Annotated in this window: 16 protein-coding genes; 9 read left to right on the top strand and 7 right to left on the bottom strand. The window is 66.3% G+C overall.

What is annotated here, in order from left to right; all coding sequences use genetic code 11:
- Positions 1-102 precede the first annotated feature (102 nt).
- Positions 103-921, top strand: a complete 819-nt coding sequence (locus ATO11_RS07855) for a phytanoyl-CoA dioxygenase family protein (RefSeq protein WP_423212704.1) — start codon at positions 103-105, stop codon at positions 919-921.
- A gap of 12 nt (positions 922-933) precedes the next feature.
- Here ATO11_RS07855 and ATO11_RS07850 read toward each other — a convergent pair whose 3' ends face one another.
- Complete coding sequence (locus tag ATO11_RS07850; protein ID WP_050530289.1) at positions 934-2,214, bottom strand: cytochrome-c peroxidase; 1,281 nt, start codon at positions 2,212-2,214, stop codon at positions 934-936.
- Between the two features lie 12 nt (positions 2,215-2,226).
- On the opposite strand from ATO11_RS07850, the gene ATO11_RS07845 reads away from it, so the two are divergent.
- Entirely contained in the window at positions 2,227-2,697 is a 471-nt protein-coding gene (locus ATO11_RS07845) for a tetratricopeptide repeat protein (RefSeq protein ID WP_050530288.1), read from the top strand.
- A gap of 168 nt (positions 2,698-2,865) precedes the next feature.
- Positions 2,866-3,819, top strand: a complete 954-nt coding sequence (locus ATO11_RS07840; RefSeq protein WP_110553609.1) for an HlyD family secretion protein — start codon at positions 2,866-2,868, stop codon at positions 3,817-3,819.
- 64 nt (positions 3,820-3,883) lie between these two features.
- On the opposite strand, the gene ATO11_RS07835 is transcribed toward ATO11_RS07840, so the two are convergent.
- From ATO11_RS07835 to ATO11_RS07810, 6 genes are all read right to left on the bottom strand, one after another.
- Positions 3,884-4,954 carry a TRAP transporter substrate-binding protein gene (locus ATO11_RS07835; protein ID WP_050530286.1) on the bottom strand — a complete coding sequence of 357 codons (1,071 nt, stop codon included), beginning with the start codon at positions 4,952-4,954 and terminating at the stop codon, positions 3,884-3,886.
- A 67-nt stretch (positions 4,955-5,021) separates the two neighbouring features.
- A complete protein-coding gene (locus ATO11_RS07830; protein ID WP_050530285.1) occupies positions 5,022-6,497 on the bottom strand; it encodes a TRAP transporter large permease in 1,476 nt (491 codons plus the stop codon).
- A 3-nt stretch (positions 6,498-6,500) separates the two neighbouring features.
- The gene (locus ATO11_RS07825) at positions 6,501-7,163 is read right to left on the bottom strand and encodes a TRAP transporter small permease (protein ID WP_050530284.1); all 663 of its coding nucleotides are present in this window, start codon (positions 7,161-7,163) and stop codon (positions 6,501-6,503) included.
- Between the two features lie 60 nt (positions 7,164-7,223).
- Positions 7,224-7,745, bottom strand: coding sequence for a flavin reductase family protein (locus ATO11_RS07820; protein WP_050530283.1), 522 nt, complete (start codon positions 7,743-7,745; stop codon positions 7,224-7,226).
- Positions 7,745-8,632, bottom strand: a complete 888-nt coding sequence (locus ATO11_RS07815) for an aldo/keto reductase (protein ID WP_050530282.1) — start codon at positions 8,630-8,632, stop codon at positions 7,745-7,747. The genes ATO11_RS07820 and ATO11_RS07815 overlap by 1 nt, the downstream gene beginning before the upstream one ends.
- On the bottom strand, positions 8,632-9,786 hold the full coding sequence (locus ATO11_RS07810) for an LLM class flavin-dependent oxidoreductase (RefSeq protein WP_050530281.1): 1,155 nt from the start codon (positions 9,784-9,786) through the stop codon (positions 8,632-8,634). The genes ATO11_RS07815 and ATO11_RS07810 overlap by 1 nt, the downstream gene beginning before the upstream one ends.
- An 89-nt stretch (positions 9,787-9,875) precedes the next feature.
- On the opposite strand from ATO11_RS07810, the gene ATO11_RS07805 reads away from it, so the two are divergent.
- From ATO11_RS07805 to ATO11_RS07780, 6 genes are all read left to right on the top strand, one after another.
- Entirely contained in the window at positions 9,876-10,577 is a 702-nt protein-coding gene (locus ATO11_RS07805; protein ID WP_050530598.1) for a GntR family transcriptional regulator, read from the top strand.
- A 7-nt stretch (positions 10,578-10,584) separates the two neighbouring features.
- Positions 10,585-11,679, top strand: coding sequence for a Gfo/Idh/MocA family protein (locus ATO11_RS07800; protein ID WP_050530280.1), 1,095 nt, complete (start codon positions 10,585-10,587; stop codon positions 11,677-11,679).
- A gap of 261 nt (positions 11,680-11,940) precedes the next feature.
- The gene (locus ATO11_RS07795; RefSeq protein WP_110553607.1) at positions 11,941-16,281 is read left to right on the top strand and encodes an Ig-like domain-containing protein; all 4,341 of its coding nucleotides are present in this window, start codon (positions 11,941-11,943) and stop codon (positions 16,279-16,281) included.
- Between the two features lie 132 nt (positions 16,282-16,413).
- Complete coding sequence (locus ATO11_RS07790; protein ID WP_050530278.1) at positions 16,414-17,736, top strand: TolC family protein; 1,323 nt, start codon at positions 16,414-16,416, stop codon at positions 17,734-17,736.
- On the top strand, positions 17,733-20,210 hold the full coding sequence (locus tag ATO11_RS07785; protein WP_242601383.1) for an ATP-binding cassette domain-containing protein: 2,478 nt from the start codon (positions 17,733-17,735) through the stop codon (positions 20,208-20,210). Before ATO11_RS07790 ends, ATO11_RS07785 begins: the two co-directional genes overlap by 4 nt.
- Positions 20,210-21,397, top strand: a complete 1,188-nt coding sequence (locus ATO11_RS07780; protein WP_207382947.1) for a beta-barrel domain-containing protein — start codon at positions 20,210-20,212, stop codon at positions 21,395-21,397. Before ATO11_RS07785 ends, ATO11_RS07780 begins: the two co-directional genes overlap by 1 nt.
- The last annotated feature ends 67 nt before the right edge of the window (positions 21,398-21,464 follow it).

Below are 21,464 nucleotides of genomic sequence, written 5' to 3'. Positions count from 1 at the left end.
CCCCGCCGGACGTCTCGCCACCGGAAATGGCAAGCAAATGCGGATTGCGCGGGCTTGGTGGCGTCGCTTAGGGTGCGGCGCGGCGCGACGAGGGAGCAATCGATGACGGACTTGGCGAACGGGCTGGTGTCACGGGCCGACGTGGCCGCGTTTCAGCGCGACGGCGCGGTGGTGATCCGGGGGCTTTGGGCCGATCATGTCGATGCGTTGCGCGCGGGCGTGGCCCGCAACATGGCCGAACCGGGGCCCTATGCCGCCGAGAATCTCAAACCCGGTGAGGGCGGGCGGTTTTTCGACGATTACTGCAACTGGGAGCGTATCCCCGAATTCGCGGACGTGATCCGCAACAGCGCCGTGGCCGAGGTCGCTGCCGCACTGATGGGATCGGACAGCGTGCAGATGTTCCACGACCACGTGCTGGTGAAGGAGCCGGGCACGTCCAAGCCCACGCCCTGGCACCAGGACGCGCCCTATTACTTCGTGGACGGGCGGCAAACGGTGAGTTTCTGGTCCCCGCTCGACCCGGTGCGCGAGGCGACGCTGCGCTGCGTGGCGGGATCGCACCGCTGGGAAAAGCCCGTCTTGCCAACGCGTTGGCTGAACGAGGACGCGTTTTATCCCGATGACGGGGCCTATATCCCGGTGCCCGACCCCGATGCTGAGGGGATGGAAGTGCTTGAATGGGAGATGGAGCCGGGTGACGCGGTGGCCTTTGCCTATGGCGTGCTGCACGGCGCGCGCGGGAACACGTCGGATACGCGGCGGCGGGCCTTTTCGCTGCGGCTGCTGGGGGACGATGCGCGGTACGTGGAGCGGCCCGGACGGACCTCGCCGCCCTATCCGGGGCACGGAATGGAGCCGGGTCAGCGGCTGCGCGAGGACTGGTTCCCGATGCTGCGCGGGGATGCTCATCAGGCCTGATGGCCTGCCTCGCTAGTCGACGGGCAGGCCCGACGGCACCGTTTCCGGTCGACCCAGCGGGCGGGTCAGGGCGGTCTTTCCGGTCAGGCTGTGCAGGAAGGCTTCGAGCGCCGCGACGTCGGCGTCCGACAGGCCCACGGGCGTGATGTCGAGCACGGCGTTCTGCCGGGCCATCTCGCGGCTGTCGGTCTGGATCACGAAGTCGATCGCGGCAATCCACGGGGCGGCGGGCAGGCGGGCCATGTCGCGGGTCCACGCGGCCTTGGCCGCCGCCGGATCGGCGTGGTGGCGGATGATCGAAGCGAGGTCGGGATAGGCGCCGTTATGTCCGTAAGGGGCTGTCAGCGCGACGTTTCGCAGCATCGGCGTGCGGAAGCGGTAGGCGTCTTCGAGCGCGTCGGTCTCTCCCATCCGGCCCACGTCGCGGGGCATCGGATCGAAGCGCCGCGTGCGACCGGGGCCGAAGGCGGGAAGGCCAAGCGCGTGGAAGGACTGATCGGTCATCAGGGGGCCGCTGTGGCAGGTGCTGCACCCGGCCTCGCCATAGAACAGGTCCATGCCCGCGCGGGCCTCTCCGGTGAGCGGTGTAATACCCGCCAGATGCGCGTCGAAGGGGCTGTCGAAATTGCGCCACTCGGTCTGGATGAAGGCTGCCAGAGCGTTGGCGACCTGCACGATCGTCACCTCCTCTGGCGCGTCGATATCATCGAACGCGTCCACGAACATCCGCCCGTATTCCGGGATGATCCGCACCCGTTTGGCAAGGATGGGCCAGGCCGCGTCGATGCGGTCATGCACGGCGCCTGCGATCTCGTTTTCACGCGGGTTCCCGGCCATTTCGAACTGCGCCACCAGCGGCAGGACGGCCTGCGCGGCAACGATGGTGTCGAGGCCCTGGGGCAGCCATTCCTCGGCCGGCGAATTGAAGCCGTTCTGGTAGATGTCCGACACCTCGAGCCGCCCGTCGTGGAACAGGACGCGGATGTCTTTCGCGCCAAGGTTCCAGAGCGCGGGGGCGTTGCGGGGGATGCGCTTGCGGATGCGGTCGTCGCCCTCACCTGCGGTGCGTTTGGGGCCAACGCCTGCGCCGCCCTCACCGATGCCCAAGGATAGCCCGTCGGTGCCCCCGAGTGAATGGTGATGGCAGGTTCCACAAGAGATGTTGCGGTTGCCCGACAGGATCTTATCGTAGAACAGAAGCTGACCCAGCCGCGCCTTGGCCGGGTCCACGGGATGGAAATCGGCCTCTGTCAGCGGGCGCGGCAACTCGGCCGCCGCGGCAGTCGCCAGCACGAAGGGCAGGGCATGAAGAAGTTTCTGATAACGCTGGCGTTTCTCGCCTCTCCGGCACTTTCCGAGATCGAGGAAGCGCGCGACCTGATGGAGGCCGGGAAGTTCGAGGAAGCCTATACCGCGCTCTGGCCCGCGGCCCGGTCCGGCAATGCCGATGCCGAGGAGCTGATCGGCGTGATGTACGCACTTGGCCTCGGGGTCGAGAAGGACCCGATCCGCGCCTTCGACTGGTACCTGCGCAGCGCCATGAAGGGCCATCCCGGCGCGCAATCCGGTGTCGGCTGGTATTACGAGGTCGGCATCGGCATGCCCGCGCCGGACCTGATCCGCGCCTACATGTGGTACGTCCTCAGCGCGATCGGGGGCGATCCGGACGCGGCGATCAGCCAGGAGGAAGTGGTCAAGAAGATGACGCGGGAGGAGATCGAGAAGTCGCATGAGTTGATCGACGATTACCGTGTCTGGATGTACCCGTTTCGTTGAGTGTCGCCCCGCCGGCGCGGGGTCGCAAGCAAAACCCGCAAGGGGCCTCTTCCTGCGCTGAAATGGCGCGTTTTCCGGTGGGATCGAGGCCTCGTGATCAGCGCGCATGTGGCGGGTCCGGACTTCCGTGCTAAGGTTTCCTCGCAAGGCAGCGGCGAGGGATGACAGATGCGCGCGACGACTAGGATACTGGCGGCCATCGCGATGACGGTGGGGCCGCTTGGCGCCTCGGCCCAGACGACCGGGCAAACGCTGTCCGCGATCCCGGCCCAGACCTATTTCGGCACGGTGCGCGCTTCCGACATGGCGGGTCTCAGCTATGGCGCGCGGGGTTGCATCGTGGAGGTGTCGGAAACCGCGAAACGTGCGCGGGTGGCGCAGGCGGGCGAGGTGCTGGTGCGGCTGGATGACCGGCTGTCGCAGCTGGCCCTGCGCACCGCGCGGGCGCGGGTGGACGAACTGGCCGCCGCGGTGAGCGAGCGCCAGCTTGCCGTCGCATCGGCGCGGGCGGACAATGACCGCCGCGCGCAGGAACTGACGCTGGTGCAGGAGGAATTCCAGCGCAACAGCGTGATGTTCGGGCGGGGCCTGATCAACGAGACCACGATGGAAACGGTCGAGCGGCGCTACCTCGACGCGCGCTTTGCCGCGGACCGCGCGGAAGAGGCCATCGCCAACGCGCAGGCCGCCAAGGTGCGGGCGGATATCGCGCTGGAGATCGGGCAGCTTGATGTCCAGACGGCCGAGATCAACCTCGACGAACTGACCCTGACCGCACCGTTCGACGGTGTGCTGGTGGGGTTCGAGGCGACGGTTGGCGATTGCGTGCAGGACGGCGCCCGCGCGGCCCAGATCTATGCGCCCGACCAGAAAAGCATCGAGATCTACTTCCTGATCGGTACCCTGTCCGCGACCGCGCCGGGCGGCGTGGCCGTCGGGCGAGAGGTGACGTTCACGCGGGTCAATGGCGATGTCTGCAAGGGCGCGATCAGCCATCTCGATACCGAGGCCGATCTTGAAACCCAGTATGTGGAGGCGACGATCGACGTCGATCCCGCCTGCGCGCCCGCGCTGTTCCTGAACGAGGCGGTCGAAGTGTCGACGGTGCCCGTGTCGCAGTAATCGGAACCGCGCACGAAAAAGGGCGGCCCGCCGGGGCCGCCCTTCGATTGTACAGGCTTTGCGCTTACTGGGTGTCGGCTGCGCGCACCGCTTCCAGGTCTGCTTCAACCTCGGCCACGCTGGCGGTCAGCGCGTCGAAGATGGCGGAGCCACCGTCGATGTTCGCCTTGAACCAGTCGTAAACCGGGGCCGCCGCTGCCTTGAACGCCGCTTTCTGCTCGGGCGTCGGGACATAGAGGTTGCCGCCACCGGCGACGAAGTCTTCATACGCCTGGATCGACTTGCGCTTGGGCGAGGCGAAGGTTGCCTGCTGCAGCTGGTAGAAGCCGTCCACGATCACGCGGCGCTGGGCTTCGTCCATCGACATGAAGCGGTCGTTGTTCATGAACCACAGCGCGCCCATGTAGGCGTGGCCGTCAAGCGTGACGTATTGCAGGCCCGCTTCGGGGAACTTCATGTTCATGATGTCGGTGATGCCGTTCTTCGAGCCTTCCACAACGCCGGTCTGGAACGAGGTGAAGAGCTCCGGCCACGGGATCGGGGTGGGCGAAGCGCCAAGGGCCTTGACCAGTTCCTGCGGCAGGTCCGCGACGACGGTCCGGATCTTGAGGCCGGCCATGTCCTCGGGGTTCTGGATCGGGCGCTTGGTGTTGGCGAAGTTGCGCCAGCCGCCGGTGTTGCCGACGGTCATCAGGCGGATCGCGCCGCCGGAGTTTTCCATCGTCATCTTCTTCATGGTGTCCATGAAGCCGGTGCCCGATTGCAGCACGGCTTCGGCCACGCGGTCATCGGCCATCAGGTAGGGCAGGTCGAGGACCTGCACGAACGGGAAGATGCCCGACGCGCCGCCCGAGGTGGAGATGTAGATGTCGATCGTGCCGTCGGCGATGCCCTGCAGACACTCGGTGCCGTTGCCGCACAGCTGCGTGCCGATGAACAGTTCCACGTTGATCGACCCGTTCGAGGCCGCCTCGACGTAGTTCTTGAAGACCACGAGACCGTCGTAATCCTCGTCGTTCTCGTTCGAGTTCGCCGTGGCGCGAAGGGTGATCGCGTGCGCGTCGGCCCATGCCGTCGCCGCGGCCCCGAAGGCCATGGTCGCGGCAAGCGCCGCGCTGGTAAGATATTTGAGCATGTGGGTCTCCCTGTTGTCAGATGCTCTGGTAAGGGCAGGGTGCGCAAAAAACGCGCACCCCACAAGGTTATTGGACGAACCCGGTGAGACGCGGGATCGTCATGGAAATGGCGGGGATGTAGGTGATCAGGAAGATCACCACGACCTCGATGGCGAGGAAGGGCAGGATGGCGCGGGCGATGCTGTCGACCTTTTCGCCAGATACCGACGAGGCGACGAACAGCACAAGTCCCATGGGTGGCGTCGCCAGCCCCACGGTCAGGTTCACGCTCATGATGATGGCGAAGTGGACGGGATGCACGCCGAGGTCGACGAAGATCGGCCCGAGGATCGGCCCGAGGATGATGATCGCCGGACCGGCGTCGAGGAACATGCCGACGACGAACAAGAGCAGGTTGATGAGGAACAGCAGGATCAGCGGGTTTTCCGACAGCGACAGCATGAACTCCGCCATGATCTGCGGCGCGTAGGACAGCGACACGACGGTCTTGAACGCCATCGCCGATCCCACCAGCAAGAGCACCACGGCCGAGGTCGAGGCCGCGTTCATCAGGATCTGCGGCAGGTCCTTCGCGCGCATCGTGCCAAGGATCACGAACCCAACGACCAGCGCATAGGCGACGGCGACGGTGGCGGCCTCGGTCGGGGTGAAGATGCCGATGAGGATACCGCCGAGGATCAGGATAGGCGTCTGCAGCGGCACCACGGCGCGTTTGCAGGTCAGGCGGAACGCGGGGCTGACCGAGCGGCGCAGGTAGATCAGGAAGGCGTGGACGGCGGCGAGGCAGATCGCGAAGGCGCCGAGTTTCAGGAACGTGTCCGCCTCGGACGACAGCGGGACGAAAAGATACAGAAGCCCGCCAAGGTTCAGCCGGATCAGCACCCATGAAAACACCGATTCCCGTTTCTTGAGCGGGGCGTCAGACAGGACCACGCGCTTGGCGGCGGGCAGGTTGTAGCGGTCGGCGGTGACGCGGACCATGATCATCAGGCCCACGCCCACAAGGATGCCCGGCACGATGCCCGCGAGGAACAGCGCGGCGACCGATTCACCCATCACGTAGGCGTAGATGATCATGATGCCCGAAGGCGGGATGATCGGCCCGATGACCGAGGACGCGGCGGTCACGGCGGCGGCGAAGCGGCGGGAATAGCCCTCTTTCTCCATCGCGGGGATCAGCATGGACCCGAGCGCCGAGGTATCGGCGACGGCGGAGCCGGACAGACCGGCAAAGAGGATCGAGGACAGGATGTTCACCTGCGCCAGCCCGCCGCGCAGGTGGCCCATCAACGCCTGGCTGAACTCGACAAGCCGTTCGGTGATGCCGCCGCGGTTCATCAACTCACCCGCCAGCATGAAGAACGGGATCGCCATCAGCGGAAAGCTGTCCATCCCGTTGTAGACATTGCGATAAAGCAGCGCGACGTCGCGCTCCTGCCCGTTGAGGATCAATAGGATGCCGGGGGCTGCCAGCATCCCGAAGAACACCGGCAGGCCGATCATCAGGAAGACGAGGAAAAGCGGCAGGAACCAGATCAGCATGCGTCAGCCCCCCGAATTCTGCAGGTTTGGATCGTCGAAGGAGCGCAGCCGCCCGGACCCGCCCAGAAGGGCGATCACCTGCCGCAGGATCAGCTCGATATTCACCACGATCAGCAGGATCACACCCACGTAGAGCGAGGCGAAGACAACCGCGCGCGGCATCTTCTGCCAGCCCCATTCGAACCCGAAGGTCCAGTTCTGGCGGGTGCACAGCGTCAGGTCGAGGTTCGTGGGCCAGAGCGGCACGTTGAATTCGAACTTGAACGGCAGCCACAGCGTCGACGTCTTGAAGAGGCACCCCGAGGTGATGTGCTTGTTGCCGTGCTGCACCGCGACCAGCAGCACCATCAGCGACAGGGCCAGCAGCGCAAGCGTCAGCAGGCGGTTGATCGACACCGGCAGCGCGCGTTCGATCATGTCGATCGCCACGAACCCGCCCCGGCGATAGGCCGAGGGCGCGATCAGCCCGGTCATCCACAGCATCATGAACCGCGCGGCCTCGTCCGGCCAGGGAAGGGCGTTGTTCAGCACGTAGCGGAAGAACACCTGGATCAGGATGAAGACAACCATCAGCGCGATGCAGACAACCGCGATCCAGCGCCCCACGCGCAGCACGTGGTCGTTGAAAAACTGGAACGGCGCCAGAAGCGCAAGCAGCGCAGGCATGGCCGTTTCTCCTCCCTTCGTGGCGCCCGGTTTCTGGTTGGTCTGACCGGGTCGCGCGATTTAGTCGGGCTCGGTGAACCCTCCGTATTTGCCGCCGTAGAACAGCAGCGGCGCGCCGGAACCGGTGGTCACGTGGTCCACCCGTCCGACGATGATCGTGTGATCGCCCGCGTCGTGCATTGCGTGCGTCGTGCATTCGAACACCGACAGCGCGCCGTCCAGAATGGGGGCGCCGTCCCGGCCAGTGCGCCACTCGGCACCGTCAAACGCGCGCCCGTCACGGGCGAAGCGGTGGCACAGGTGGTGCTGGTCGGCGCCGACGATGTGGATGGCAAACGATTTCGCCGCGGCAAAGCTCGCATAGCGTTTCGATGCCTTCGCCGGCGACCAGAGCACCAGCGCCGGGTCAAGCGACACGCTGGCAAAGCTGTTGGCGGTGATCCCCAGCGGCCCCTCGTCATCGGTGCAGGTCACCACCGTGACACCGGTGCCGAACCGCCCGAGGGCATCGCGCAGGTCGCGCGCTGTGTCGGGAGAGGGCTGGAACGTCTGGGTCATGGGGTGGCGCAGCTCGATCGACATCAGGGAACCTCGTGACCTAGCGCCGCGGTATAGATTTCAAACCACGTCTGCCGGTCGAGGCCGACTTTCGCAGCATCGCCGATCCGCCCGATCCGGTCGAGGTTGTTGGTGCCCATCACCGGAATGATCCGCGCAGGGTGGGCGAGAAGCCACGCCACGGCAACCGCCGTGTCATCCACGCCGTGATCCGCCCCGATTTTGGACAGAAGATCGCGCAATCCGGCGTTCGACGCTTCGAACAGCGCGCCGCCCGCCAGCGGCGACCACGCCATGATCGGCACGCCGGCCTCTTGCAGGTAGGCGACGTCACCGTTGGTGAAGGGCACGTGGTGCAGCACGCTGATCTCGATCTGGTTGGTCACCAGCGGCGTCTTCATCGCCGATTGCAGCAGCGTCCAGTCGTGGCGCTTGAAGTTCGACACGCCCACGGTGCGCACCTTGCCCGAGGCCACGACCTCGTCCAGCGCGGCGCCGGTCTCGAAATGGTCCATCATCGGGTCGGGGCGGTGGATCAGCAGCGTGTCGATATGGTCGATCTTCATCAACCGCAGCGAGTGATCGACCGAGGCAAGGATATGCGCCCGCGAGGTGTCGTAATACTTGACGCGCGCATCCGAATACCGCCCCGCGGGCGCGACGATGTCGCACTTGGTCACGATTTCCATCTTGCCGCGCAAGTCGGGCGTCATCGCGGTGCCGAGGATTTCCTCGGCCTCGTAGCCGCCATAGATGTCGGCCTGGTCGAAGGTGGTGATCCCCTGGTCGAGGCAGGCGTCGATCTTGGCGCGCACATGGGCGGGCGAGGTGTCGGCATCGTCACCCAGCCGCCACATGCCGTAGACAAGGCGCGAAAAGCTCAGATCATCTGTCAGGGAAACTCGGTCCATCAGCGGCGCTCTCCGGCGGCTAGGGGTGTGTCGGGGGCGCTTTCGGGCACGCGGCCATAGGCCTGCGGCAGCGAACAGGTCTTCATCTGCGGCAGGACGCGGCTGCCGAAATGGCGGGCCTCGTCGATATGCGGATAGCCCGACAGGATGAAGGCGCGGATGCCCATCTTCTGGTACTCTTCCAGCTTGGACAGGACCTGGTCGGTCGACCCTACCAGCGCCGCGCCGCAGCCCGACCGCGCCCGGCCCACGCCGGTCCAGAGGTTCGGTTCGGTATATCCGAACTGGTCCGCCAGCTCCCGCGCCCGCGCCTGGTGCGAAACGCCCAGCGACGTGCTGTCGAGCGCGCGGTTGCGGATCAGCTGTCCGTATTCGTCATCAAGCTTGGACACGATGTATTCGGCGTATTCGCGTGCCTCTGCCTCGGTATCGCGCACGATCATGTGCACGCGCAGGCCATAGTCGAGCGTGCGGTCATACTTTTCCGCCACCGCGTTCACGGCCTTCATGCGGCCTTCCAGCATGTCCTTGGTTTCCGGCCACATCAGGTAGACATCGCAATGCTGCCCGCACAGGTCGAGCGCCGGAGGCGAATACCCCCCGAAATAAAGAAGCGGTCCGCCGGTTTGATAGGGGCGCGCGGGATCGGTGGTGAGGCCCTCGAACTGGTAGACCTCGCCCTGGTAGTTGATCTCGTCCTGCGTCCACGCCTGCTTGAGGATCTCGACCACCTCGCGCGAGCGCTGGTAGCGATAGGCGCTGTCGGCCTTCTCACCCGGAAAGTCGGACGAGATGATGTTCACCGTCAGGCGGCCTTCCATCATGTGATCCAGCGTCGCGATGGTGCGTGCCAGCATGATGGGCTGCATCTCGCCACACCGGACGGCGGCCAGCATGTTGATTTTCGACGTCAGCGGCGCGCAGCCCGCGACGAAAGACAGCGTGTCCTGCCCCACCTGGTAGGACGAGGGGCACAGGATGTTGCGAAACCCCTGCGCCTCGGCCTCAAGCACAATGTCGCGGCAATGCGCCCATGACGACCGCAACGCGCCATCCGGCACGCCGAGGAACTGGTAATCGTCGGAACACAGCGCTGAAAACCACGACACTTCGACAGCGTCCAGATCGGGCGAGGTAATGGGTACGATTGTCATGCACGACTCTGGTTTGGCAGCACTTTTACCTTGCGTAGCATTGGCGTTCATGTAGATCAATAGTGTATCAATTGTTGCACCGCACGAAGATGCCCGACCACGCCACCCTGCCGATCTACGTTCAGCTGAGCGAGCTACTGATCCGCGAGATCGCGGCGGGCCGGTATATCGAGGGTGACAAGTTGCCGCCCGAACGGGACTTGGCGGCGTCGCTTGGCACATCGGTCGGCACCCTGCGCAAGGCGCTGGCCGAATTGACCGCGCGCGGGTTCCTCGAACGGCGGCAGGGGTCGGGCAATTACGTGCGCATCCCCGATCACCCCGACAACGTCTATGCGCTGTTCCGCGTCGAACTGCTCGAAGGCGGGGGCCTTCCCACGGCAGAGGTCCTGTCCGTCGACCGCCGTTCGAAACCCCGCGACCTGCCGCATTTCGGGCCGTCCGCCGAAGGGCACCGCATCCGGCGGCTTCGCTCGCTGTCGGGGCAGGTGGCGGTGCTGGAAGAGATTTGGCTCGACGGCGACCGCACCGGGACGCTAAGCGCGGCGGACCTGTCGGAATCGCTGTACCTGCATTACCGGACAAAGCTGGGCTTCTGGGTGTCGCAGGCCGAGGACCGCGTGGGGCTGGCGCCGGTGCCCGACTGGGCGCCGCCGACATTCGGGGTTGCGACCGGGGCGCCGTGCGTCTGCATCACGCGGGTCTCTTGGGATCACCGGGGGCAGGCCGTCGAGGCTTCGAGAAACTGGATCGACACACGCGTGGCGACATATGTCGCGCGCATCAGGTGAGGGACGCATGACGCAGGTCATCAATTACGGGATCATCGGCTGTGGCATGATGGGGCAGGAGCACCTGCGCAACATCGCGCTTCTGAACGGCGCGCGGGTCGCGGCCATCTATGAGCCGGACGAGATTATGGGCGCGGCGGCCAAGGCCATCGCGCCGAGCGCCGAGATGATGGAAAGCGTCTGGGCGCTTCTGTCCCGCGACGACTTGGATTGCCTGCTGGTCGCCTCGCCCAACTACCTGCACGTGCCGCAGCTGGAAGAGATCGCCGCGCGCAACCCGTTGCCGCTGCTGATCGAAAAGCCGCTTTTTACCGATCCCGACGATGCCAGGCGCGTCCGCGATCTGGGCGCGTCCTATCCCGCGCCGATCTGGGTGGCGATGGAATACCGCTACATGCCGCCCGTGCAGGCGCTGATCGAACAGGTCGAGGCGGCGACCGGCGGGGTCAAGATGCTGACGATCCGCGAACACCGGTTTCCCTTTTTGCCCAAGGTCGGCGACTGGAACAGGTTCAACCGCTACACGGGCGGGACGCTGGTGGAAAAATGCTGCCACTTCTTCGACCTGATGCGCCTGATCCTGAAGGCCGAACCGGTGCGGATCATGGCCAGCGCGGGGCAGGAGGTGAACCACCTGTCCGAAGCCTATGACGGCGAAGTGCCCGACATCTGGGACACGGCCTATGTCATCGTCGATTTCGACAGCGGCGCGCGCGCCATGCTGGAATTGTGCATGTACGCCGAAGGTGCGCGCTACCAGGAAGAGATCAGCGCCGTCGGCCCCAAGGGCAAGATCGAGGCGCTGGTGCCCGGACCGGGCCGGTTCTGGCCCACGCACCTCGGTGTGCCGCCGGTGCCGCAGGTGATCGTCTCGCCGCGCCACCCGAAAGGCCCACAGATGGTCGAGATCCCGGTTGATCCCACCATCCTCGACGCCGGCGACCACAACGGGTCGACCTTCTACCAGCACGCGCGTTTCCTTGAACTGGTGCGCTCGGGCGGAACGCCCGAGGTCGGGTTGATCGACGGCGCGCGCGCCGTCGAAATGGGGCAGGCGGCGCAGCTTTCCGCCCGCACGGGCGCCGCCGTGGAGGTGAAATAGCCGCCGAATTTCCCCTCCACCGTTCCAAATCTGCCCGCGACGCCAGCGGATTGCCCTAGCGGCAGCCACATCATGTTGAGGAAACGCAATCCACTGGGGCGAATGGTGCCATTTTTGCCGCAATTGCATTCGTGCCATCCGGCCAATTCGGGAATCCTCATAAAACGCTAGCGAATGTGGCGGAATTGCGGTAACGAAATGGCAGAGCAAAAACGCGGCACGCCCGAAAAGAGGCGGCCCTGAGGTAAGAGCGGTGGTTTCATGAGCGCGATTGATTTCGTGGTCCGTAGTGGTGCGGGCAGCATTGAACGTGGCATTGTGGCAGTCGATGCCGAACAGACGCGGATCGAAGGCGGAGCAGGTCGCGAAGTCTCGCTGAACCTCGCCCAAAGCGATCTGCGCGGGTATTTCCGGGACGGCGACAAGCTGGTCATCACGCTGGCCGATGGCCGTATCCTCGTGATCGATGACTATTTCGGCGATGACGGCGCGCCGCAATCGCGGCTGTTCCTGTCGGCGGATGGTGCCCTGAACGAGGTCACGTTCGACGCGTCCTCGGACGGCGTGTTGTTCGCCAATTACGGCCCGACCGAGGCCTGGGGCAAGTGGAGCCCCGACGACGACCTGATCTTCCTCGACCGGCCCGAGATCCTGTCCGCCGAACTGGCGGCAGAGGGTGACAGCGTGTCGATGCTGGCTGCGGGTCTGCTCGGTGGCGGCGGGATCGGCCGCCTTCTGGCGGGCGGCGCGGCGGCGGGTCTTGCCGTGGCGGGGCTTGCGGGCGACGGCGGCAATGGCGGGGGCGGCGGCAATGGCGGCGGCACCGTGACGCCGACGCTCGACACGCCCACGACCACCGTCGTGATCGGCGGTGACGATTCCGACGACGACCAGACGATCACGGTTGGCGGCACCGGGCAAACCGGCAGCACCGTCACCATCACCATCGGCAACCAGACGGTCGACACCGTGGTGGGGGACGACGGCACGTGGACCGCGACCTTCGTCGACGGCACCTTCCCCGATGATGGCGACCACGACATCCGGGTGGTCATCACCGATCCCGGCGGCACGACCCATACGCTGACCGGTCCGACGGTTACCATCGACACCACCCCGCCGGACATCACGCTGAACGACGGCGTCGTGTCGGTGGGCGACATCACCAATGCCGAGGATTACAGCGACGGCATCGAAGTCGGCGGCACGGGCGAGGCGGGCGCAACCGTCACCGTCACCGCCAATGGCGTCACCCACACCACGGTCGTCGATGCCGACGGCAACTGGGCCGTCGTCTTTGCCGTGGGTGAACTGCCCGAAGGCGAACTGACCCTGCCGGTGACCATCGTGACCACGGATGCCTTCGGCAACTCGACCACCGTCGAAGACGAGATCGAGATCGACACGATCCCGCATCCCATCACCATCGACTGGCAGAATGTCGGCGGCGAAGGCGTTGTAAACGCGGACGAAAACTCGGCCGGCTTCCAGGTCAGCGGCACTTCGACACCCGGCGCGACCCTGACGATCACGGTGGGCGGCTATTCGGGCACGGCGGTGGTCGGCGATGACGGGGTCTGGACGCTCGATATCCCGGCGAACGAACTGCCCGGCGGCGAATACGACGTGACGGTGACCGCCACGACCACCGACGCGGCGGGCAACTCGTCCTCCCACACCGAAACCTTCCGCATCGACACCGTGAACGCGGTGACGATCAGCGCCGACGCGATCACCGGCGACGATGTCGTGAACGCGGCCGAGGCGACGGCGGGCTTCACCGTGACCGGCACCACCAGCATCGGCTCCACCGTGATGGTCACGATGGGCGACGTCACGCTGCCCGCCACCGTGGCGGATGATGGCACGTGGAGCGTTGATTTCAGCGCCGTGGACGTGCCCGCGGGCGAATACGACGCGCAGATCACCGTCATCTCGACCGACGCGGCGGGCAACACGGCGACCGCCATGCGCTCGGTCCGGGTGGACACGGTCAACGCGGTCTCCATCGACACCGATGTCGAAGGCGACAACATCGCGAACGCGGCAGAGGTCGCGGACGGGCTGGTCCTGACCGGCACCGGCGATCCCGGCGCCTCGATCGAGGTGGTGCTGGGCGGCGTGACGCAAACCACGACCGTCGGCGCCGACGGGACGTGGAGCGTGACCTACGCATCCTCCGACGTGACGCCGGGCGAATATGACGCGCCGGTCACCGTCACCTCGACCGATGCGGCAGGCAACAGCGCCTCGGCCACGCATACCTTCCACATCGACACCGAAACGGCGGTTGCCATCGACGTGACGCTGGCGGGCGACAACCTCGTGAACGCCGCAGAGGCGCATATGGGCGTGCCGGTCACCGGCACCTCGCAGCCCGGCAACACGATCGAGATGACGTTCGGCGGCTCCACCTATACCGGCGTGACCGGTGCGGACGGCACGTGGATGATCGTTGTCCCGTCCTCGAACATCGCGCAAGGCACCTACACCGCGCCGATCAGCGTGACCTCCACCGATGCGGCAGGCAACAGCGCCACCGCGTCGGGCACGCTGGACGTCGATACCGAGGCCTCTGTCACGGTGGCCACGGCCAACGTGGAAGGCGACGGCGTGGTCAACCAGGTCGAACAGGCCGATGGCGTCGTCCTCACCGGCACGACCGAGCCGGGTTCGACCGTTCAGGTCACCGTGGGGCTGACGACGCATACCGCTGTCGTGGACGCGGCGGGCAACTGGACGGCGAACTTCTCGGCCAGTGAATTCCCCGTGGGCGAGACGGTGGCGAACGTCACCGCCGTCGCCACCGACGCGGCGGGCAACAGCTCCACCGCGACGGGCCAGATCGACGTCGACACCTACGTGCGCAACCACGCCATCACTTCCACCACCGGCGGCGCCGACGGCGTGATTAACGCCGAAGAGGCCGCGACGGGCATGACCCTGTCGGGCACGACCGAACCGGGCTCGACCGTTGTGGTCAGCTTCGCGGGCGCGGTGATGAACGCGACCGTCGACGCCTCGGGAGGGTGGACGGCGACCTTCCCGCCGAACGCGATCCCGGCGGGCGAATACACCGCCGAGGTTACGGCCACGGCAACCGACCCGGCAGGCAATGTCGACACCGCGACCTCGCAGGTCTCGGTCGACACGGTTGCCGGGATGCTTGAAATCAGCCCGGCCCCGGTCGAAGGCGACGACGTGGTGAACTTCGTAGAAGCCTCGGACGGGGTGACCATCGTCGGCACCTCGGATGCGGGCGCGTCGGTGCAGGTGACCCTTGCGGGCGTGACCCGCACGGTCATGACCGATGGCGGCGGCAACTGGCGCGCGGACTTCGCCGCCGGAGAGGTCGCGCAAGGCACCTACCTGGCCGAGATCGTGGCGATACGCACCGACCCGGCGGGCAACGTCATCACCCGCACCGACAGCGTGCAGGTCGACACCGTGGTGGACAACTTCGTGATCGCGCCCGCGCCGGTGGAAGGCGACGACGTGATCAACGCGGTCGAGGCCGCCGATGGCGTCACCCTGACCGGTACCGTGGAAATCGGGTCGAGCGTTTCGGTCGCACTGGGTGGCGTGACCCGCGCGGCGGCCGTGGACGCGGCAGGCAACTGGACCGTGAATTTCGCGGCAACCGACATCGCGGCCGGTGAATATGCCACCATGGCCACCGTCACCGCGACGGACCGGGCGGGCAACGTCGACACGCGCACCCGAGCGCTCGACGTCGACACCTTCGTCAATGAACTGGACGCGGACGGACCGGTGGCATCGGACGATGTCATCAACGCCGCCGAAGCCGCCGCGGGCGTGGTCCTGTCGGGCACGGTGGAGGCCGGATCCTCCGTCAACGTGACGTTCGAGGGCACGACGCTGGTCGCGACCGTGGATGCCGCGGGCAACTGGTCGGTCACCGTGCCGCCCACCGCGATCCCCGCGGGCACATACACCGCCGACGTCCTGATCGCGGCGACCGATGCCGCGGGCAACACCGCGCAGATCACGCAATCCGTGGCGGTCGACACGGTGGCACCCGAAGCGTCCCGCATCACCACCTATACCGAGGACTTTGCCGGGAACGTGCTGGGCATCTCGGTCGAGGCATCGGATGACGCGCAGGACGTGCATCACGTCCAGTCGGACGGCAGCATCACCGACGTGGATCACACGCAGGTCGATATCGCCGCACTTGGCCGCACCTCGATGTTCTTCGACACGGCGGTGCCGGACGGCTCTCACCTCGTCGTCACGACAGAGGATGACGCGGGCAACAGTTCGGGCACCTACCTTGTCCTCGACGAGACGGGCAACCAGCAGGTCAACGTCACGAACCCCAACCTCGGCGCCTACAATGTCGAGGCGATCGACCTCCAGTTCGCCGACGAATCCGAACTGACGATCACCGATGCACAGTTGCAGGCGCTGTCGTCGAACAGCGACTCGCTGACCGTCTATGGCGGGGCCGACGACCAGGTCACGATCAGCGGCGCCACCCATGTGGGACAGGTGACCGAGAACGGCACGACCTTCAATGTCTACGACCTGGGCGACGGTACCGTCCGGATCGAGGAAGATATCACCAACGTGGTGATCTGATACCCGGCGCGGTCCGGCCAACGATCCGGGCCGCGCCACCAGAAGAATTTTACTGACCGCCGGGTCAGGGAGGCAGAAGATCTCCCGCTCCGGGCACCAAACAATCGGTCAGGCTTGAGGCGGTGTGTGAACATGGGCAGGTGGACGACAGGAGCAGTGTGCCTTGTGGCCGGGATCGGGCTGGCGGGCTGCATGCAGGGCGGGGACGGCGATCAGGTATCGCGGTTCCGCACCCAATCCCCCGAAGCGGCGGAACGGCAGGCGGCCAGGGAAGCCGTCGCCCGGCAGAAAGAGGCCGAGGCATCGGTCATCATCCGCTCGCTTCAGGCGCGCTCTTCGGCGCTGTCGTCGAAATCCTCTTACGGGCAGGTGGCGGACGCGGTACTGGCGGCAAGCTCTCGCGCGGCAGAGGCCGAATTGCGCGCGGCGCGACTGCGCGCGACGGCGGCGTCCAAGAACTGGCTTCCCCGGATCGGTCCCAACATCTCCTTGACATCGCTTGGAGATTTCGTCGCCTCGCTGATTGTCGAGCAGGTGTTGTTCGACAACGGGCGCAAGAAGGCGGAACGCGAATTCGCCAAGGCCGATGTCGAGGTCGCGGCCGTTGTCCTGTCCGACGACACCAATGGCCGGGTGGCGGAGGCGCTGGACCTGTACGTGACCGCCGAGGAAGGGCGCGAAACGGCAGCCTTGTCGGCGCAGACGCTGAAGGAAATGGCGCATTTCGAATGGGTCATGGAACAGCGCGTCGCGGGCGGCGTGTCGGACCTGTCCGACCTCAATGTGCTGCGCCACAAGCTTGCACAGATCCGCGCCGACGGCGCGCGCGGCCAGGAAATGAAAACCGCCGCGCTGGCCGAGTTGAACGCGATGTCCGCCAAGCCCCTGTCAGGCGTGCGGGGCCTCACGCGCGTGCGCGTCCCGGCAGACGGCAACCAGTCGCTCGCGCTTTTGCAGGCAGAGGCCGAGGCCGCGCGCAAGATCGCGCAGGCCCGCATCGACCGCGCCGGCCAGCTTCCGGGTCTCACCGCCTCGGGGCAGGTGGGCAGCGACGGGTCGTCGGGGGCCCTGCGCATCGCCGGTGACAGCCTGATCGGGGCGGGCACGGGCGCGACGCTCAAGGCCATCGCGCTGGCCGAAGATGCCGCCAAGCGGCAGGTGGCCGAAGCGCGCGAGGATGCCGAACGCACCATGCGCAACCTCGACGCCACGCTTGCGGCCAAGCGACGGCAGGCGGCGGAGGCAGACGAACTTGCGCGGCAGGCCAAGGTTACGCTCGACCTCTTCCAGACGCAGTTCGAGGCGGGAACGCGCAAGGTCATGGACGTGGTCGGCGTCTACGAGACCTATGCGCAGGCCGAACAAAAACGCATCACCCTCAAATTCGAAGCGGCCCGCGTCGAAATCGACATCGCGCGCGAACTGGGCCGTCTGGCCGACGGCAGCGCCATATGAGCGGGACGGGCAAGCCGCTGGGCCTGTCTCCAGTCGCGCAGGCGATGGCGGGGGCGCTTCAGGCCGTGCGCAAACCGGCCGCGGCCAAGCTGACCACGAAAAAGGTCAAACCGGCGGGGCAGGGGCCCAAGCTGACGGCGGCACCCGTGCGCAAGGCCGCGCCGGTGGCGGATGCGCAACCGAAAGCGCGCAAGCCCGAACCGATCCCGCCGCGCCGCATCCCGGCGCCCGAGGCGGCCACACCCGCGCCGCAACCGAAGCCTGCGAACCTGAAACTGACGGCGGCCAAACCCGTCAAGGTCAGCGCCGCGCCGACACCCGCGCCGGTCAACTCCTCCACCCCGCCACGGGCCGAACAGAAATATTCCAAGCGCCTGACCGCCCGCGCCGACCTGTTGCGCGTCTATGCGGGTCTTCTGGGCACCGACGCCGTCGCGCGCGACCTGGTCGACGGCATGACCCGCGCCGCGACCGACGAAGGCAGCGTCGAGACGCTGGTCACCGGATTGCGGGCCGCCGGGCTGGTGGCCGAGATCCGTGAGACGCCGACGCTCGACGCAACCGCGTGGCCCGCACTGGCCGAGATGACGGGCGGACAGGTGGTGCTGGTTCTGGGCCAGACCGACACGTCCGTCACCATCTACGAAGCCGGTGCACCCGACAGCCGCGTGGACGTTCCGGTCAGCGAATTCGCACCCTTCTTTGCCGGGCGTCTCGTCCGGGCCGAGGCGACGCTTGACGACATCGCCCGCGCCCACGCGCCCGCACCGCGCAAGGCACACTGGTTCTGGGCCGAGTTCCCGCGCTTCAAGCGGTACTTCGGCGAGGTCGCCATCGGCTCTTTCGTGGCGAACCTTCTGGCCGTCGCCGTCGCGCTTTTCTCCCTTCAGGTCTATGACCGCGTGATCCCGCATCAAAGCCAGGCGACGCTCTGGGTGCTGGCGGCGGGGGCCGGGCTGGCGCTGTTGCTCGAAGCGGGGCTCAAGATCGCGCGCGCGCGCCTGATGGACAACGTGGGCCGCCAGATCGACCTGTCGCTGCAACAGATGCTGATGGAGCGTATCCTTGGCATGCGGTCCGACGTGGCAGGCCGCGCGCCGTCTCAGGTGTTCGGCACGATGCGCGAATTCTCGTCGATCCGCGAATTCTTCACCGCCGCGACCATCGGCACCATCGCCGACATCCCGTTCATCTTCATCTTCCTGCTGCTTGTCGCGTCGATCGCCGGGCCGGTGGTCTGGGTGCTGATCGCGGGCGGCCTTCTGATGGTGCTGCCGTCCTTCCTGATGCAGCGCCGCATGATCCGCCTGACCGAAGAAATGCAGGGCGCGTCGATCAAGTCCGGGCGGCTCTTGCAGGAATCGATCTATGACCTCGACACCGTCAAGACGCAGCGGGCCGAGGATCGCATCCGCCGCGTCTGGACCGAGTTGACGGCCCTGTCGGCGCTCAAGTCGTCGGACCAGCGCAAGCTCGCCTCCACCCTGTCGTTCTGGAGCCAGGGCGTGCAGCAGGCGACCTATGTCTGCGCGGTGATCGCGGGCACCTTCCTTGTCTTCGCGGGTGAATTCACCGTGGGCTCGATCATCGCGGTTGGTATCCTGACCTCCCGCACGCTGGCGCCGCTCACCCAACTGGCGGGCGTCATGGCGCGCTGGGGCAATGTCAAATCGGCGCTCACTGCGCTCGACCAGATTGTGGACGCGCCGCAGGACGCGGACGAGGGCCGGACCTACCTGCGCCGCGACGCCATCCAGGGCGCGTTCGATTTGCGCGAGGTGCGTTTTGCCTATGGCGAGGATGGCGCGACGGTCGTCGACGTGCCGGGCGTGCAGATCACCGCAGGTCAGAAGGTGGCGGTGCTGGGCACCAACGGGTCGGGCAAGTCCACGCTGCTGAAGATGCTGTCGGGCCTTTACGCGCCAACCTCGGGCCGCATCCTTCTGGACGGGACCGACCTTGGCCAGATCGAGCCGCGCGATGTGCGGCGGCTGGTGGGATACCTCGGGCAGGACGTGCGCCTTTTCGCCGGCACGCTGCGCGACAACCTCAACCTCACGCTCCTGGAACGCGACGATGCGCGGCTTTTGCAGGCGCTCGATTTCGCGGGTCTCGGACCCTTCGTGAAGGCGCATCCCAAGGGGCTCGACCTTGAAATCGGCGATGGCGGGCAGGGCCTTAGCGTCGGGCAGCGGCAGTCGATCGGCTGGGCGCGGTTGTGGTTGCAGGACCCCAAGGTCTGCCTTCTTGACGAACCCACCGCGGCGCTCGACCAGACGCTTGAGAAAACGCTCATCTCGCGGCTTGAGGGCTGGTTGCAGGGGCGCACGGCGATCGTGGCGACCCACCGGATGCCGATTGTCGAACTGACCTCCCGCACGCTTGTATTGCAGAACGGGCGGATGGCGGTCGATGGCCCGCGCGAAGAGGTGCTGGCGCATCTGGCAGGCGTCAAGACGGGGAGGGCGGGCTGATGGCCGTGGCACAGACGAACCTCGCGGCACAGCTTGAAGCGCGCGACGCGGGCGCGTCGGCGGTGGTCTGGCTGATCGCGGCGGCGGTGTTCGGGTTCGTGATCTGGGCGTCGATGGCGTGGCTGGACGAGATCGTCCGCGCCGATGGAGAGATCATCTCCGCCTCCCGCCCGCAGATCATCCAGAACCTCGAAGGCGGCATCCTGTCGGAATTGCTGGTCAAGGAAGGCGACGAGGTGCTGGCCGGTGACACGCTGGCGCGCCTGAAGGGCGTCGCGTTCCAGTCTTCGGTCGACGACCTGAAGGACCAGATCGTCGCGCTGGAAGTCAAACGCCTGCGGCTCGAGGCTGAACTGGGCGGCATGTTCGATTTCCCCGTGCCCACCGGCTGGGCGGCCCACGCGCCCGAGATCGTGGCCTCCGAACGTGCGCTGCTGAATGCGCGGCAATCCGATTTCGTCTCCCGCCGCGAAGGCGCGCAACGGGTGCTGGATCAGGCGGCGTCCGAACGGGCGCTGATGGAGGACCTTCTGGAGAAGAAGGTCGTGGCGCTGATCGAGGTCACCCGCGCCCGCAAGGCCCATGCCGACGCGCAGATCAAGTTCGACGAGGTGCTGACCCAGACCGAGCTTGACCGCGCGCAGGACTATTCCGACGTGCTCAAGGAGCTTGCGACGCTCAAGCAGAACCTCAAGGCCAGCGAGGACCAGTTGAACCGCACGGTTCTGACGTCCCCGTTGCACGGCGTGGTGAACAAGCTGCATGTCACGACGATCGGCGGGGTGGTGAAGCCCGGTGAAGAGATCCTGCAGATCACGCCCCTTGGCGACGAATTGCGGGTCGAGGCGCGGGTGCGCCCCGAGGACATCGCAAACATCCGGCGCGGGCAGGAGGCCACGGTCAAGCTGTCGGCCTATGATTACACGATCTACGGGTCGCTGAAGGGCCGGGTCGATTTCATCTCGTCCGATACGTTCAAGGATGATCGCGCGCGCGACCCGGACGGCGATCCGCATTACAAGGTGACGGTGAAGGTCGATCTGACGGCTTTGACCGAACGCCAGCAGCGGATCGATCTGCGACCGGGCATGCAGGCCTCGGTCGAGTTGCACACGGGCGCGAAGACCGTGATGCAGTACCTGATGAAACCGCTCTACAAGTCGAGGGAGGCTTTACGGGAGCCTTGAGGGGCGACCGGTCTGGCCACTGACCGACCGCGCGGAATCAAGGGCGTCAGCCCGCCGCGCATCGACG

Origin of the sequence: Pseudaestuariivita atlantica, assembly GCF_001205715.1 — a bacterium.
Lineage (GTDB): Bacteria > Pseudomonadota > Alphaproteobacteria > Rhodobacterales > Rhodobacteraceae > Pseudaestuariivita > Pseudaestuariivita atlantica.
The sequence above is the reverse complement of the archived record's forward strand: the minus strand, read 5'-3'. Positions and strand labels throughout refer to the sequence as shown.

Coding starts and splice junctions, on each gene's coding strand:
- ATO11_RS07780 (WP_207382947.1), top strand. CDS start 20,210: ATGGCCGTGGCACAGACGAACCTCGCGGCACAGCTTGAAGCGCGCGAC.
- ATO11_RS07855 (WP_423212704.1), top strand. CDS start 103: ATGACGGACTTGGCGAACGGGCTGGTGTCACGGGCCGACGTGGCCGCG.
- ATO11_RS07845 (WP_050530288.1), top strand. CDS start 2,227: ATGAAGAAGTTTCTGATAACGCTGGCGTTTCTCGCCTCTCCGGCACTT.
- ATO11_RS07835 (WP_050530286.1), bottom strand. CDS start 4,954: ATGCTCAAATATCTTACCAGCGCGGCGCTTGCCGCGACCATGGCCTTC.
- ATO11_RS07800 (WP_050530280.1), top strand. CDS start 10,585: ATGACGCAGGTCATCAATTACGGGATCATCGGCTGTGGCATGATGGGG.
- ATO11_RS07805 (WP_050530598.1), top strand. CDS start 9,876: ATGCCCGACCACGCCACCCTGCCGATCTACGTTCAGCTGAGCGAGCTA.
- ATO11_RS07840 (WP_110553609.1), top strand. CDS start 2,866: ATGCGCGCGACGACTAGGATACTGGCGGCCATCGCGATGACGGTGGGG.
- ATO11_RS07830 (WP_050530285.1), bottom strand. CDS start 6,497: ATGCTGATCTGGTTCCTGCCGCTTTTCCTCGTCTTCCTGATGATCGGC.
- ATO11_RS07810 (WP_050530281.1), bottom strand. CDS start 9,786: ATGACAATCGTACCCATTACCTCGCCCGATCTGGACGCTGTCGAAGTG.
- ATO11_RS07825 (WP_050530284.1), bottom strand. CDS start 7,163: ATGCCTGCGCTGCTTGCGCTTCTGGCGCCGTTCCAGTTTTTCAACGAC.
- ATO11_RS07790 (WP_050530278.1), top strand. CDS start 16,414: ATGGGCAGGTGGACGACAGGAGCAGTGTGCCTTGTGGCCGGGATCGGG.
- ATO11_RS07815 (WP_050530282.1), bottom strand. CDS start 8,632: ATGGACCGAGTTTCCCTGACAGATGATCTGAGCTTTTCGCGCCTTGTC.
- ATO11_RS07795 (WP_110553607.1), top strand. CDS start 11,941: ATGAGCGCGATTGATTTCGTGGTCCGTAGTGGTGCGGGCAGCATTGAA.
- ATO11_RS07820 (WP_050530283.1), bottom strand. CDS start 7,745: ATGTCGATCGAGCTGCGCCACCCCATGACCCAGACGTTCCAGCCCTCT.
- ATO11_RS07785 (WP_242601383.1), top strand. CDS start 17,733: ATGAGCGGGACGGGCAAGCCGCTGGGCCTGTCTCCAGTCGCGCAGGCG.